11 protein-coding genes, 1 rRNA gene and 1 pseudogene are annotated in these 14756 nt (G+C 64.4%); 9 read left to right on the forward strand and 4 right to left on the reverse strand.

The genetic code is table 11. From position 1 onward, the window contains the following. From argH to ACLH0K_RS07105, 3 genes are all read left to right on the forward strand, one after another. Positions 1 to 1431 (forward strand): argininosuccinate lyase, encoded by a 1431-nt coding sequence (gene argH / locus ACLH0K_RS07095; RefSeq protein WP_411376095.1) that lies wholly within the window; start codon positions 1 to 3, stop codon positions 1429 to 1431. 73 nt (positions 1432 to 1504) lie between these two features. Then, positions 1505 to 2041: a pyridoxal 5'-phosphate synthase gene (locus tag ACLH0K_RS07100; RefSeq protein ID WP_411376096.1), complete on the forward strand. Its 537-nt coding sequence runs from the start codon at positions 1505 to 1507 to the stop codon at positions 2039 to 2041. Between the two features lie 10 nt (positions 2042 to 2051). Next, positions 2052 to 2813 carry a maleylpyruvate isomerase family mycothiol-dependent enzyme gene (locus ACLH0K_RS07105; RefSeq protein ID WP_411376097.1) on the forward strand — a complete coding sequence of 254 codons (762 nt, stop codon included), beginning with the start codon at positions 2052 to 2054 and terminating at the stop codon, positions 2811 to 2813. A gap of 53 nt (positions 2814 to 2866) precedes the next feature. Here ACLH0K_RS07105 and ACLH0K_RS07110 read toward each other — a convergent pair. Together ACLH0K_RS07110 and ACLH0K_RS07115 are read right to left on the reverse strand one after the other, a co-directional pair. Then, positions 2867 to 3357, reverse strand: a pseudogene (locus tag ACLH0K_RS07110) (recombinase family protein); the annotation flags it as partial. Positions 3358 to 3845: 488 nt separating this feature from the next. Beyond that, a complete protein-coding gene (locus ACLH0K_RS07115) occupies positions 3846 to 4061 on the reverse strand; it encodes a hypothetical protein (RefSeq protein ID WP_411376098.1) in 216 nt (71 codons plus the stop codon). Positions 4062 to 4280: 219 nt separating this feature from the next. Here ACLH0K_RS07115 and ACLH0K_RS07120 point away from each other — a divergent pair, with 219 nt between their 5' ends. After that, a complete protein-coding gene (locus ACLH0K_RS07120) occupies positions 4281 to 5132 on the forward strand; it encodes an SAM-dependent methyltransferase (protein ID WP_411376099.1) in 852 nt (283 codons plus the stop codon). A gap of 231 nt (positions 5133 to 5363) precedes the next feature. Then, positions 5364 to 5834, forward strand: a complete 471-nt coding sequence (locus ACLH0K_RS07125) for a PRC-barrel domain-containing protein (RefSeq protein WP_411376100.1) — start codon at positions 5364 to 5366, stop codon at positions 5832 to 5834. Positions 5835 to 6084: 250 nt separating this feature from the next. On the opposite strand, the gene ACLH0K_RS07130 is transcribed toward ACLH0K_RS07125, so the two are convergent. Beyond that, a complete protein-coding gene (locus tag ACLH0K_RS07130) occupies positions 6085 to 6579 on the reverse strand; it encodes a methylated-DNA--[protein]-cysteine S-methyltransferase (protein WP_411376101.1) in 495 nt (164 codons plus the stop codon). Further along, the gene (locus tag ACLH0K_RS07135) at positions 6579 to 8051 is read right to left on the reverse strand and encodes an AlkA N-terminal domain-containing protein (protein WP_411376102.1); all 1473 of its coding nucleotides are present in this window, start codon (positions 8049 to 8051) and stop codon (positions 6579 to 6581) included. The genes ACLH0K_RS07130 and ACLH0K_RS07135 overlap by 1 nt, the downstream gene beginning before the upstream one ends. Positions 8052 to 8165: 114 nt before the next feature. Between ACLH0K_RS07135 and ACLH0K_RS07140 the strand changes: the two genes are divergently transcribed. The 4 genes from ACLH0K_RS07140 (at position 8166) to ACLH0K_RS07155 (ending at position 14522) form a co-directional block, all read left to right on the forward strand. After that, complete coding sequence (locus tag ACLH0K_RS07140; RefSeq protein WP_411376103.1) at positions 8166 to 8873, forward strand: DNA-3-methyladenine glycosylase; 708 nt, start codon at positions 8166 to 8168, stop codon at positions 8871 to 8873. A 52-nt stretch (positions 8874 to 8925) separates the two neighbouring features. Next, entirely contained in the window at positions 8926 to 11154 is a 2229-nt protein-coding gene (locus ACLH0K_RS07145; RefSeq protein WP_411376104.1) for a HelD family protein, read from the forward strand. A gap of 33 nt (positions 11155 to 11187) precedes the next feature. Then, the gene (gene tyrS, locus ACLH0K_RS07150) at positions 11188 to 12501 is read left to right on the forward strand and encodes a tyrosine--tRNA ligase (RefSeq protein ID WP_411376105.1); all 1314 of its coding nucleotides are present in this window, start codon (positions 11188 to 11190) and stop codon (positions 12499 to 12501) included. Between the two features lie 493 nt (positions 12502 to 12994). Continuing rightward, positions 12995 to 14522: ribosomal RNA gene (locus ACLH0K_RS07155) — 16S ribosomal RNA — on the forward strand. Positions 14523 to 14756 lie beyond the last annotated feature (234 nt).

The raw sequence follows: 14756 nt of genomic DNA on the forward strand, positions 1-14756 counted from the left end.
GTGGCTGAGCAGAAACTGGAAGCCACGAATACAGGCGCCCTGTGGGGCGGCCGGTTCGCCGGCGGTCCCGCGGACGCCCTCGCGGCACTGAGCAAGTCCACGCACTTTGACTGGCGGCTGGCCCGCTACGACATCGCCGGTTCCAAGGCGCACGCCCGCGTGCTGCACAAGGCCGGACTGCTGGACGACGCCGAACTCGAAGGCATGCTCGCCGCGCTGACCCAGCTGGACGAGGACGTTGCCTCCGGTGCGTACCTGCCGGCCGAGTCGGACGAGGACGTGCACGGTTCGCTGGAACGCGGCCTGATTGAGCGTGCCGGCGCCCAGCTGGGCGGCAAGCTCCGTGCCGGCCGTTCCCGGAACGACCAGGTAGCAACCCTGGGCCGGATGTTCCTGCGCGACCATGCCCGGATCATTGCCCGCGGCGTGCTGGACACGGTGGACGCCTTGGTGGAGCAGGCGAAGGCACACCCGGGTGTGGCCATGCCGGGGCGCACCCACCTGCAGCACGCCCAGCCGGTCCTGCTCAGCCACCACCTGCTGGCCCACGCCTGGGCGCTGCTGCGCGATGTGCAGCGGCTCCAGGACTGGGACCGGCGGGCCGGCGTCTCGCCCTACGGCTCGGGAGCACTGGCCGGGTCCTCGCTCGGCCTCGATCCGGAAGCGGTTGCTGCTGACCTCGGCTTCTACTCCGCCGTGCACAACTCGATCGACGGCACCGCTTCCCGCGACGTCTTCGCCGAGTTCGCCTGGGTCTGCTCCATGATTGGCGTGGACTTGTCCAGGATTTCGGAAGAGGTTATCTTCTGGGCCACCAAGGAGTTCTCCTTCGTCACGCTGCATGACTCGTACTCCACGGGGTCCTCGATCATGCCGCAGAAAAAAAATCCGGATGTGGCGGAGCTGGCCCGCGGCAAGGCCGGCCGCCTGATCGGCAACCTCACCGGACTGCTCGCCACCCTCAAGGGCATGCCGCTCGCGTACAACCGCGACCTGCAGGAGGACAAGGAGCCGGTATTCGATGCCGCCGACACCCTGGAGCTGCTGCTGCCGGCCGTGTCAGGCATGATCGCGACGCTGAAGTTCAACACGGAGCGGATGGAGTCGCTGGCACCGCAGGGCTTCGCGCTGGCAACGGACATCGCCGAATGGCTGGTCCGCCAGGGCGTTCCGTTCCGCGAAGCGCATGAACTGTCCGGAGCCGCGGTGAAGCAGGCCGAGTCCCGGGGCGTGGAGCTGTGGGACCTGACCGACGACGAGTACGCCGCCATCTCGGAGCACCTGACCCCGGAAATCCGCACCGTCCTTTCCACCGAAGGTTCCCTGAACAGCCGCAACTCACAGGGCGGCACCGCACCGGCCGCTGTCGAACGCCAGCTGGCTGCGCTGGAAGCCGAACTGGCCGGCGCCCGGGACTACGCGGCGCAGTAGCTTTGGTTTCGACAAGCTCAACGACCACCGCTGGTTGAGCTTGTCGAAACCCCGCTCCGGCTACCATGGCGCCATGAGCGAAACCTTCCGCAAGTTCCTTCGCACCCTGCCGGACTTCCCGGCCGGGCTTCCCGGCTTTGACCCTGACAGCGCCCCGCGGAGACCCGTGGAGCTGTTCAAGCAGTGGCTGGACGAGGCGCTGGACGCGGGGGAGCAGCAGCCCCACGCGTTCAGCCTCGCCACCGTGAGTGCCGGGCAGCAGCCCTCGTCGCGGATGCTGATCCTGAAGAACATCGACGGCGACGGGTGGCACTTTGCCACGTCCCGCACCTCCCGCAAGGGACAGGAACTCGACGTCGTTCCCCAGGCCGCCATGAACTTCTACTGGGCCTCCGTAGGCCGGCAGGTCCGGGTGGCCGGGCCGGTGGTGCAGCTGTCCGCGGAGGCCTCCGCCCGGGACTGGGCGGAACGGCCGAGGGCGGACGGCAGCACCAACCCGAACTGGCAGCTCTACGCAGTCCAGCCCACCGAGTACGAGTTCTGGCAGGGCAGCAACGACGGTGACCACGTCCGGCACCGCCTGGGCCCGGACGGCACCGTTCAGAGCTAGGATGAGCGCCATGACCGCTCCAGCTCCCGACGTCCTGCTCGCCGCAATCCACAAAGCAGCCGACGACGTCACTGCCGATGCCGCCAAACTCACCGACGCGGACATTAAGGCTCCTTCAGCCCTTCCCGGGTGGACCAAGGGGCACGTCCTTGCGCACCTGGCCGGAATTTCCAACGCGATGGCCCGGCAGCTTGAGTACGCGGCCCGCGGTGAAACCATCGAGCTGTACGACGGCGGCATGGAAGGCAGGAACAGGGCCATCGACATGGCTGCCGGCCACGATGCCGCCACCCACCGTGCAGACCTCGCGGCGGCCCTGGGGCGGGTTCGGCACGCGTTTGATACGCTGCCCGGCGTCAAGGACTCCGCGGCGAACCGCACCGGCTGGTGGGCTCCGATCGCCTACCGCGGGGGAGTGGTGTTGGACGGCGGGTTGGCCCTGTGGCGTGAACTGGTCATCCACAATTCGGACTTGGGCATGGGCCGGGGACCGGAAACCTGGAGCCGGGAGTTCTGCAGCCATCTGTTCGATTTCCTGGCTGCCCGCGTGCCGGACAACGTGAAGCTGGTCCTGCAGCCGCTCGGGCTGCAGCCGGTGACGATCGGGACGGGCGGGAAGTCCATCGTGGTCAACGGAATGGTCACGGACATCGCCGCGTGGCTTGCCGGCCGCGAGCCTTCGCTGGGGAGCCTGCGGGCGTCAGCCGCGGCCGACGGGACGGACCTGCCGGACCTGCTGCCCTGGCCGGCCGGAACCCCGTCACCCAAGTAGAAGCGCAAGGGACCGAAGGATCCGCCACCGCTCCACGCCGTTTATGAACACAGCTACATCGTGGTGCTCTCGCGGGTAGCGAGGGCTTCTGGTGACGGTAGAGCGTTGCCCGGCTCCACCCTACGAGGCGGGCCGCTTCCTCAGCGGTGCGGCCCTTGGCCCGCGCTTCGGTCACGATGCGCAGCTTGTCAGCTATCACTACGGGGTCAGAGAGCGGCCGGCCGAACCTGGTTCCGCCCTTACGTGCAGCAGCGATCGCGGCATTGACCCGTTCAACGACTAACTCCCGCTCGTACTCCGCCAGGGTGGCCAACATATTCAGCATCAGCCGGCCCGACGTTGTGGCAGGGTCGATGCCATCCGAAACTGACCTCAGCTGCACGCCACGCTCCCGGAACAGGTTCACGGTGTTCAAGACGTCCATTAGTGACCGGCCGAGGCGATCTATTCGCCACACCACGACCGTGTCGCCCGGTTCCACATAGTCCAGAAGCTTCTTCATCCCAGGCCGCTCGATGGCAGTCCGGCTCCCGGACGTGACATTTTTAAGACACTAGCCAACGAAACATTTGTTTGCTTCCGTGCGTCGTCCTGATCAGCTCGGGGCGACGCCCACCCACCTGTCTCATAACTAAGGATGAGTACTCGATTTTTGCCAAAAGGTTATGAAACATAGTTACGAGAATCGCGCTTGCCATCGCGTGTTCGAGAATCCCCGCAAGATCTATGTCCGTCCAGGTCACGCGACTATTCATTCGTTGAGACGTCTCCTTTCCCAAGGGTTATGAGACATCCTGAATGTGTAGCGATTAGGGGACCTTCACCGGGTATTTTTGCGGGCAGGGTATACGGGACACCTCAATGTGCACCGCTGAAAGCAACACGTCAAAGATGGGTTGTCGCAGTTGGGGACCGCTTACGAACGCTGGTGGCTCGCTGTGATCGCTGAGCGGCGATGTTGGCCTCCGCGAGACGACAGGGTCGAGGTAGATAAGGTTTTTATTTGTATCGACTTGAACCTTTCGGCCGCCGTCACCACCAGGGTCGTTGACGCAACTCGGCCTGCACGCGGGCGAGCAGGAGTTGAGGCTCGCGAAGAAGTTGCAGCGACGTCTCATGAATTTCTCGCGACGCATCCGTCGCCGCCTCTGCCTTCTCTGCCGCACGGCGGGGCAGGAGAAATTCGATAAGAAGCGTTGCTGCGGTGCCGAGCAAGACGCCTGACAGCACCAGTAGGAATTGCGCCATGGATCGCATCTCGGGAACGGTCCAGCGGACGACGAAGCCGTAAGCGATTGCGGGGAGAGTTTGCTGGTCAGGGGGTCTGCGATGCCTTTCTGCGTCGAGTGGAGACCTCGTGACGGCACAGGCCAGACCCTCCCTCCTGCCGGAGGAGGGCAGGTGACGGGGTGGCGGGAGCAAGCGCATACTTGACGGCTCCCCGAAATCCCCGCAGGATTTGCGTCCATGGGCGACTCGCACGAGGAAATGCTTCGTCACTACGAGCCGGGCGGACTTCTGCCGCGAATCGTGGCGGGATTGCAAGCTCTCGGCAAGGACCTGGACTCGGTCACGCACGAAGATCTCGCGCCGGCCGACGAGTTTCACTCCGCGGGACGTTCGGCTACGCGCGCATTGGTGGAGCTTGCAAAGATTCCGCCAGGATCGCGAGTGCTCGACGTGGGCAGCGGGTTGGGCGGCCCGGCGCGTTACCTCGCCGCAACTTTGGGTTGCGACGTGACAGGCATCGATCTCTCGCCTGAATTCTGCGGGGTGGCCAACGCCCTTTCTCGGATGACGCGGTTGTCCGATCGCACCCGCTTTCAGGCGGGTGATGCCCTGGAGCTTCCGTTCGCCGCGTCCAGCTTCGACGTGGTGTGGACGATACAAATGCAGATGAACATCCGGGACAAGCGCCGCCTGTATTCCGGAATCGCCCGGGTACTCAGGCCGGGCGGGCTGTTCGTCTGCCAGGAAATCTGCGCGGGGAACGGCGAGCCGATCGAGCTTCCGGTCCCATGGGCGAGCCGCCCCAACCAGAGCCATCTGGCCGATGCGGAATCCCTCCGCGGGTTGATCCGCGGTGCAGGTCTCCTGGAGCGCACCTGGCGCGACATTACCGCCGACATCGTGGCGGCGCGCAAGGCACAGCAGGCGAAGGCGCAAGCATCGGGTGCGAGCGGCTCCAGCGCCCCTCCTCCGCTTGGAATGCATCTCGTGCTGGGAGAACAGGCAGCCGTCAAGACGAGTAACTCCGGGCGCAACACCGCCGCCGGGCGCACGGTGTTCATCCAGGGCGTATTCGACAAGCCTGTCTAGTGGTCCGATCCGCTGATCCCGTTGGAAAACTCTGTCGAAAGCACGGGCGCGGCGAATCTCCATTGATCGTCCGGTCAAAAGGCACATTCGGTCACGACGACCGAAATTCGCCCGCTGAGGGATCGGTGGATTCTGGCGGTCATCGCAACAGGATGTCTCCGATGACTTCGATCGGTGGGACGCCTGGAATTACCGTGATTCGTCAGCTCGCGCAGCTGAGTCCGGCACCTCGTGGGCTATCGCGTTCACGCCTCCGATGGCGACATCGGCAAGGTCGACGAGGCCAGCAACGCGGTCGATGAAAGCAGCATCGTGGTCGACACTGGCCCATGGATCTTCGGCCGGAAGGTAATTCTTCCGGCGGGCACGATTCAGCGTGTCGACGACGCGGACGAGAAGGTCTACGTCGATCTCACGAAGGCCCAGATCAAGGATTCGCCAGAACTCGATGATGCCACCGCTGACGATCCCGCCTATCGAGACCGGCTCGGGACCTATTACGGCGAGTTCTACCGTTCGCCCCCGGGTGCCCGGCGCCGCTGCCCGCTTCGCCACCCATCCACCCATCCATCCACCCATCCATCCACCCATCCATCCATCCACCCATCCACCCATCCACGGGATCAGCACACTCAAACTCAGGAGTCCGCACTGGACGTCCTCGCGTCGGCCTGCCATGTAGAAGCCGACTGCGATCGTTGAAGGAACCTTCTACGGGACGGTTGCCAACGATCTCGTGACCAGTGCCCGGGTAGGGATCCCCTTACGGGCACCCGAGGCGGCGCGTTGCCCGTCGTAGGTGTCTCGTAACTTCAGCGCCTCGAATCCCTAGGGTTTCGAGACGGGTGGCTGGCGTGGAGCGTCAGACTGCCATCGCATTCTGCGGAGGATTGTCCGGAATGCGACATCGAGCGCCGTGAAAACAGTGCCACTGACCGTCGCAAGTCACAGGCTAGACGGCTTCCCGGGCCAGCAGGCTCTCTTTCACCCGCAGCCCCCAGCGGAAACCGCCCAGGGAGCCGTTCGTGCGGATCACCCGGTGGCACGGCACAAACAGGGCTGCCGCGTTGAACGCGCAGGCGCTGGCCGCGGCCCGAACGGCCTTGGGGTTTCCGGCCAGGGCGGCGTACTCGGTGTAGGTGACGGGGAAACCCGGTTTGACCTGCCGCAGGACGTCCCACGCGTGTGCGCGGAAGGGACCCGACCGCTGCCGGACCGGAACGTCCATGGCCGGGCGCGGGTCGCCGTCGTAATAAGCTTCCACGGCTAGGGATATGTCCCCCAGCGCACCGACAGGCTCGTAGGCATCGGGGAGGAGGGCCGGATGGACCTGTTCCGTCAGCTCCGCCGGATCGGCCGTCCAACCGGACGACAGGACCAGGCCGTCCGAGGCGAGGATGGTGAAGGGGCCATCCGGCGTGGACATGGTGAGCAGTTGGGCTTTCATTACATCGCTTTCTGGAGGATACCGGTGCCGGCGCGGACTTTTGGTGCAGCGGCGGCCCGCCACAGGTGCATGGTGGCGTAGGAGCGCCAGGGACTGACGTTCCGGAAATCAGGTGCCCCGGCGCCGGAAAGGGCGCGGATGCCGTTCCGCACGGCGGTGTCGTTGGCAAGGAAGATGTCCGGGGCGCCGAGGATCCGCATGGCCGCGTAACCCACCGTCCAGGGTCCCACGCCGGGGAGGGGAAGCAGCATGGCAGTAAGGCCCGCCAGGTCGTCCCCGTAGCCTGGATCAATCCGTCCCCCGGCCATCGCGGCAGCGGCGTGAAGGAGCGCTTCCGTCCTGCGCCGCGGTCCGCGGAGCAAATGCCCGGCCGCCGCAATCTGGGCGGAGGTGGGAAAAAGGCGGTCCAGCCCGTCGCCCGGGACGCTGCTGGGGCTGCCGGCCGCGGACAGCCCGGTCAAGGCCGTCCGCGCTGCGGCCACGGTGATCTGCTGGCCCACCATGGCCCGCACCAGCAGTTCCTGGGGGTCCAGGGCGCCGGGCATCCTGATGCCAGGGGCTTCCGCCACCAGGCCGGTAAGCCGGCCGTCTTCCCCAAGGGCACTGTCGATGGCTTCGGGATCGGCGTCAAGGTCGAAGAGGCGCCGCACGCGGCTCAGCAGGGCCGGAAGGTCGCGCAGGTCCACCGCACCGACGGTGAGCGTCAGCGGCCGCTCCCGCGCTCCGTCGTCGTACTCAACCCGGAACCGTGCGTCTCCGTGCGGCAGCCGCAGCGCACGGGCATAGGAGGTAGCCGTGCCGGCTTCGATGCCGGGTATCGACCTCAACGCGAGGAAGGTGAAGATGCCGGGGTCGAAGGGTTGCCGGTAGGGGAGGCTAAGGGTCAGTGCGGTGGCACTGCCGGACGTTTTTCCATGCCTGGCCGTATGGCGCAGGGCAGTGGGGGTCATGTCGAAGACTTCGAGCATCGTTTCGTTGAACTGCCGGATGCTGCTGAAGCCGGCGGCGAAGGCGACGTCAGCGAGCTTCATGCGCGTGGACACCAGGAGGGTGCGTGCCGTCTGGGCACGGCCCGCCCGGGCGAGCGACAACGGCCCGGCACCGAGTTCCTGGGTGAGGATCCTGTTGAGCTGCCGCGACGAGTATCCCAGCCGGGCAGCCAGTCCCTCCACCCCATCGCGATTAATGACGCCGTCGTTGATGAGGCGCATGGCCCGCCCGGCGATGTCCTGCCGGACGTTCCACGCCGGGGTGCCCGGGACCGCTTCCGGGAGGCAGCGCTTGCAGGCCCGGTAGCCGGCGTCGTGCGCTGCAGCTGACGTCTCGTAAAAGGTGACGTTGGCGGCCTTGGGCGTCCTTGCGGGGCAGGACGGGCGGCAGTAAATGCCCGTGGTAAGGACGGCAGTGTAGAACTGTCCGTCGAACCGGGTGTCCCGGGCATCGATGGCCCGGTAGCGCTGCCAAAAGTCCACGGCTTCCATCCTGCCAGCCCGCGGAGACGGGTACTAGCGGAAATCGGACACGGCCGCAGGGTTCCTTCGGTAACCTGCTGGAGGTGATGCAACCGAAGTGGGTAGGGTCTGCCCATGACTGAAAAAGCCGGCCTGTCAGGGCAACCGCTGCGGGAGTTCCTCTCCGGGGATGCCCGGATGCTCGCGCCGCTGCTGCTGGGCGCTGTCCTGACGCACGAGTCGCGGGAAGGCCCGGTTTCGGTCCGGCTGACCGAGGTTGAGGCCTACCTGGGGCCGGAGGATTCGCTCCACCCGGATCCGGGCTCGCACACCTACCGCGGCCCGACGCCGCGGAACGCGCCGATGTTTGGCCCCGCGGGGCACCTCTACGTCTACTTCACCTACGGGATGCACCACTGCACCAATATTGTCTGCGGCCCGGACGGCGTTGCTTCAGCACTGTTGTTGCGGGCCGGCGAAATCGTCGAGGGACTGGACCTGGCGCAACGCCGCCGGGCAACGTCGAAAAACCCCTCCGACCTGGCGCGGGGCCCTGCGCGCCTGGCGAAGGCCTTGGGGCTTACGACGGCGGACAGCGGACGTGACGCGCTTGCCCCGCCGTTCGGGCTGGTGCTTCCGTCCGGGCCGGCTGTGCAGGTCAGCTCCGGTCCCCGGGTGGGGGTGTCCGGAGCCGGCGGGTCCGACGAGTATGCCTGGCGCTTCTGGATCACCGGCGATCCCACCGTGTCCACGTACAGGCCGGCCAAACCGCGGGCGAGGAAGCCCGGCCGATCCGACGCCGGCCTGCCGCGACCGGACCGGTCCGCGTTTCATCAGCGTTAACGGAAATGGTTGTAGAATAGTAGGTCTGTCTTTTGCGATAGGGGAACGTTAGATGCTTGACGCCGATTTGGCCCACGAACGGGAATATGTGGCCGGGTTGTACGCCCGGCTGGAGGAGCTCCGTGAGGAAAAGCGCCGGCAGCTTGCGCAGGTGCGCCGGGCCGGGGCAGTGGGCACCATGCAAAACGTTTCCGAGCGCGACGCATTCGCCGCACTGTACGAAGACCGCCTGGCCCAGCTCGACGCCGTCGACGACCGCCTGGTGTTCGGACGGCTGGACCTGGACTCCGGCGAAGCGCAGTACATCGGCCGCATCGGCCTCACCACCGAGGACCTGCAGCGCTTGATGGTTGACTGGCGTGCCCCTGAGGCCGGGCACTTCTACCAGGCCACCGCGTTCGACCGGCAGGGTGTCCGGCGCCGGCGCCACCTGATCCTGCAGGGCCGCGAGGTGAAAGCCATCGAGGACGATGTCCTTGATGCCGGGATGCTGGCGGACAACGAGTCGTTGCAGGGCGAAGGCGCCCTCCTTGCGGCACTTAACTCCAAGCGCACCGGCCGGATGTCGGACATCGTCAGCACCATCCAGTCGGAGCAGGACCGCATCATCCGCTCGTCCATCTCCGGCGCGCTGGTGGTACAGGGCGGCCCGGGCACCGGCAAGACCGCCGTGGCGCTGCACCGTGCCGCCTACCTGCTCTACACCCACCGCGACCGGCTCAAGAGTGCAGGTGTGCTGCTGGTGGGCCCGTCGTCGTCGTTCATGAAGTACATCGAACGCGTGCTGCCCTCCCTGGGCGAGACCGGCGTGGTGATGGCCAGCCTGGGCCGCCTGATGCCCGGCATCCAGGCCGTCCCCGAAAAGGAAGCCGATGTCGCGGCGCTCAAGGGCAGGCTGGACATGGCGGAGATCGTGGCCAACGCGGTGTCCAATCGCCAGCGGGTCCCCGCGTCGAACCGGATCCTGGAAGTGGACGGGCGCAAGCTGACGCTGACGCCCAGGCAGGTGCGGCGCGCGCGGGAACGTGCCCGTGCTACCGGGAAGCCGTACAACGAGGCGCGCGTGACGTTCGTCAAGATCCTGCTGAAGGAACTGACGGAGCAGATGACGGACCTGGTGGAGGCAGGCAACATCGGCAATAACGCCGACCGCTCCTACCTGGCGGAGGACGTCCGCACCGCGCGGGACGTCCGCATTGCCCTTAACCTGTGCTGGATGCCCATGACCCCGGAAAAGCTGATCTCGGATCTGTTCAGCAAGCCGGAGGTACTGCAGTTCTGCACCCCCAACCTGACACCGGCCCAGCGGGCCCTGCTTCAGCGGCCTGCCGGCGCGCCGTGGACCGAAGCCGACGTGCCGCTGCTCGACGAGGCCGCCGAACTGCTGGGCGAGCTGGATCCTGCTGCCGGGCGCGGGCTGGCCCAGCAGGAACACGACCGCGCCCGGGACCTCGCCAACGCCAAGCAGACCCTTGCCAACATGGAAACCGCCGGTGTTGACGCCTTGATGACGGCGGAAGACCTGATGGAGCACAACCAGGAACGCGAGGCGCGGCTGACCGCGGCCGAGCGTGCCACGAGCGACCGGACCTGGGCTTTCGGGCACATCGTGGTGGACGAGGCGCAGGAGCTTTCCCCCATGCAGTGGCGGCTGCTGGTCCGCCGCTGCCCTCTTAAGTCCTTCACCATCGTGGGCGATATCGCCCAGACCAGCTCCGTTGCGGGCGCCAATTCCTGGCAGGGAGCGCTTGCCCCTATGTTCGGTGACCGCTGGCAGCTGGAGGAACTCACGGTCAACTACCGCACACCGTCCCAGATCGCCGAGGCGGCCGTGCGGATGGCCAATGCTGCAGGACTTGTGGTGTCCGCGCCCAAGGCTGTCCGGGAAGGACGCTGGGCGCCCATCATCGATGAAGTGGAGCCGGGCGGCCTGGTCCGGCGGCTGGTAGAGATCCTTCCTGAGGAGCTGGACGCTCTCGACGGCGGTTTGCTCGCCGTGATTGCCGACGGCGACCTGTTGCCTGAAGCCACCGCGGCCCTCCGCGCCGTTTACGGACGCCGCATCGGCACGGGCGCAGGCAGCTACGAACAGGACATCGTGGTCATCAGCCCCCGCGACGCCAAGGGCCTGGAGTTCGACGGCGTCGTGGTCCTGGAACCTGCCGCCATGCTCAACCATGAGCACGGCAAGGTGGGGGACCTCTACGTTGCCATGACCCGCGCCACACAGCGGCTCCGGCTGATCGCGGGCCAGCCCGTTCCCGCCGGAATCGAGCGCTGATCCGGAGTTCCGGATACTGCTAACTTAGAAAGCGTGCCAGACATCAGCAGCCTCGAATCGCAACAGAACGACCCCACTTTTGCCAACATTTGGCAGGAGCTGAAATGGCGTGGCCTGATCCACGTCTCCACCGACGAAGCCGAGCTGGAAAAGCTCCTCGCCGGTGCACCGGTTACGTACTATTGCGGCTTCGATCCCACCGCGCCTTCGCTGCACCTGGGCAACCTGGTACAGCTGCTCGTCATGCGGCGGCTGCAGCTTGCCGGCCACAAGCCACTGGGGCTGGTGGGCGGTTCCACCGGGTTGATCGGTGACCCGCGCCCCACGGCGGAGCGTACCTTGAACACCAAGGACACGGTGACCGAATGGGTGGGCTACCTCCAGGCCCAGGTGCGCCGCTTCCTCAGCTTTGAGGGGGACAACGCCGCCCGGATGGTCAACAACCTGGACTGGACCGCGCCGCTGAGCGCCATCGACTTCCTGCGTGAAGTGGGCAAGCACTTCCGGGTGGGTACCATGCTGCGCAAGGACGCCGTGGCCTCCCGGCTCAACTCGGACGAGGGCATCAGCTACACCGAGTTCAGCTACCAGATCCTGCAGGGCATGGACTACCTGCAGCTCTACCGCGACTACGGCTGCGTGCTGCAGACCGGCGGCTCCGACCAGTGGGGCAACCTCACCAGCGGAACCGAGCTGATCCGCAAGGTAGAGGGCAAGAGCGTCCATGCGCTGGGAACGCCGCTGATCACCAACTCGGACGGCAGCAAGTTCGGCAAGAGCGAGGGCAACGCGATTTGGCTGGACGCGGGCATGTGCAGCCCCTACGCGTTCTACCAGTTCTGGCTCAACACGGCCGATGCGGACGTCGTGGACCGGCTCAAGGTTTTCACTTTCCTTACCCGCGCCGAGATCGAGGAGATCGCCAAGGCTGTTGCCGAGCGTCCGTTCGCCCGGGAAGGCCAGCGCAAGCTCGCGTACGAGGTGACCTCGCTGGTCCACGGGGTGGAGGCTACCGAAAAGGTCATCGCAGCCTCGGCTGCGCTGTTCGGCAACGGCGATCTGTCTGCCCTGGATAAGCCGACGCTCCAGGCCGCCACATCCGAGCTGCCCTCTGCCACTGTGCAGGTGGACGGGATGGGGATCATCGATCTGCTCGTGGCGTCCGGGCTTTCGGAGAGTAAGTCGGCGGCCCGGCGCACTGTCGGGGAAGGCGGCGCCTACGTCAACAACGAGAAGGTGCTGGATCCCGAAGCGGTGATCTCCGAGGACGAGTTGCTGCACGGACAGTACCTGCTGCTTCGCCGGGGCAAGAAGAACCTGGCCACCGTTGAGGTGCTGGTTCCGTAACCGCCGGGTCCCGCTATCACGTACACGCCCTTCCGCAGCCGATTTGCACGGCTCCGGAGGGGCGTGTATTGTTTTCTGAGTCGCCGCCGCCGAGTGGTGACAAGCCCCCGACTAAATGAGAAGCGATTCTTGACGGAGCAAGGCTCTGTCCGAAGAAAAGCTCGAATTTAGGCTGGGCGGATTCATTCCACCGAGTGAATTCCGGGATAACAACCGGATTTGCAAAAGTGAATATGAATGAAATAAGCTGGAAACATCGCAGCGAAGAAATGCGAAACAAATTCTTTTCTTGTTTCGGAAGTATTCGAATGTGTCTGTTGTTTGAGAACTCAATAGTGTGCCAAGTTTGTTGATACCGATTGTTTTATTGATTGGTTGAATTTGCCGGGTCATGCCGCCCCTGTGGTGTGGTCTGGTGTTTTTGGCTGGTTTCAAATTTTGTGCAGCCTTTTCCGGTGTTATTTCCGCTGGTTTTGGTTGTGTCTGTTTTACTTCAACGGAGAGTTTGATCCTGGCTCAGGATGAACGCTGGCGGCGTGCTTAACACATGCAAGTCGAACGATGATCTCCAGCTTGCTGGGGGGATTAGTGGCGAACGGGTGAGTAACACGTGAGTAACCTGCCCTTGACTCTGGGATAAGCCTGGGAAACTGGGTCTAATACCGGATATGACCTTCCATCGCATGGTGGTTGGTGGAAAGCTTTTGTGGTTTTGGATGGACTCGCGGCCTATCAGCTTGTTGGTGGGGTAATGGCCTACCAAGGCGACGACGGGTAGCCGGCCTGAGAGGGTGACCGGCCACACTGGGACTGAGACACGGCCCAGACTCCTACGGGAGGCAGCAGTGGGGAATATTGCACAATGGGCGCAAGCCTGATGCAGCGACGCCGCGTGAGGGATGACGGCCTTCGGGTTGTAAACCTCTTTCAGTAGGGAAGAAGCCGCAAGGTGACGGTACCTGCAGAAGAAGCGCCGGCTAACTACGTGCCAGCAGCCGCGGTAATACGTAGGGCGCAAGCGTTATCCGGAATTATTGGGCGTAAAGAGCTCGTAGGCGGTTTGTCGCGTCTGCCGTGAAAGTCCGGGGCTCAACTCCGGATCTGCGGTGGGTACGGGCAGACTAGAGTGATGTAGGGGAGACTGGAATTCCTGGTGTAGCGGTGAAATGCGCAGATATCAGGAGGAACACCGATGGCGAAGGCAGGTCTCTGGGCATTAACTGACGCTGAGGAGCGAAAGCATGGGGAGCGAACAGGATTAGATACCCTGGTAGTCCATGCCGTAAACGTTGGGCACTAGGTGTGGGGGACATTCCACGTTTTCCGCGCCGTAGCTAACGCATTAAGTGCCCCGCCTGGGGAGTACGGCCGCAAGGCTAAAACTCAAAGGAATTGACGGGGGCCCGCACAAGCGGCGGAGCATGCGGATTAATTCGATGCAACGCGAAGAACCTTACCAAGGCTTGACATGGACCGGACCGCCGCAGAAATGTGGTTTCCCCTTTTGGGGCTGGTTTACAGGTGGTGCATGGTTGTCGTCAGCTCGTGTCGTGAGATGTTGGGTTAAGTCCCGCAACGAGCGCAACCCTCGTTCTATGTTGCCAGCACGTGATGGTGGGGACTCATAGGAGACTGCCGGGGTCAACTCGGAGGAAGGTGGGGACGACGTCAAATCATCATGCCCCTTATGTCTTGGGCTTCACGCATGCTACAATGGCCGGTACAAAGGGTTGCGATACTGTGAGGTGGAGCTAATCCCAAAAAGCCGGTCTCAGTTCGGATTGGGGTCTGCAACTCGACCCCATGAAGTCGGAGTCGCTAGTAATCGCAGATCAGCAACGCTGCGGTGAATACGTTCCCGGGCCTTGTACACACCGCCCGTCAAGTCACGAAAGTTGGTAACACCCGAAGCCGGTGGCCTAACCCCTTGTGGGAGGGAGCCGTCGAAGGTGGGACTGGCGATTGGGACTAAGTCGTAACAAGGTAGCCGTACCGGAAGGTGCGGCTGGATCACCTCCTTTCTAAGGAGCGCCTACAACAACCGTCTGCCAGCGCATGTTGGTGGTGGGTGTTGTCAGGAAGCAGCCCGCAGCACAGACGAGTGTTTTGTGGCGGGTGCTCATGGGTGGAATATCAACAAATAGCGGCTGCTTGTTTCTGCTTTTCTTTCCTAGTACGGACCCTGGTGGTTCTGGAACGGTGGTGGCGGGGATGGGTGGTTTAGTGTTTGGCACACTGTTGGGTCCTGAGGCAAC

This window comes from Arthrobacter sp. MPF02, assembly GCF_046605375.1.
In the GTDB taxonomy this organism is placed as follows: Bacteria; Actinomycetota; Actinomycetes; order Actinomycetales; family Micrococcaceae; genus Arthrobacter.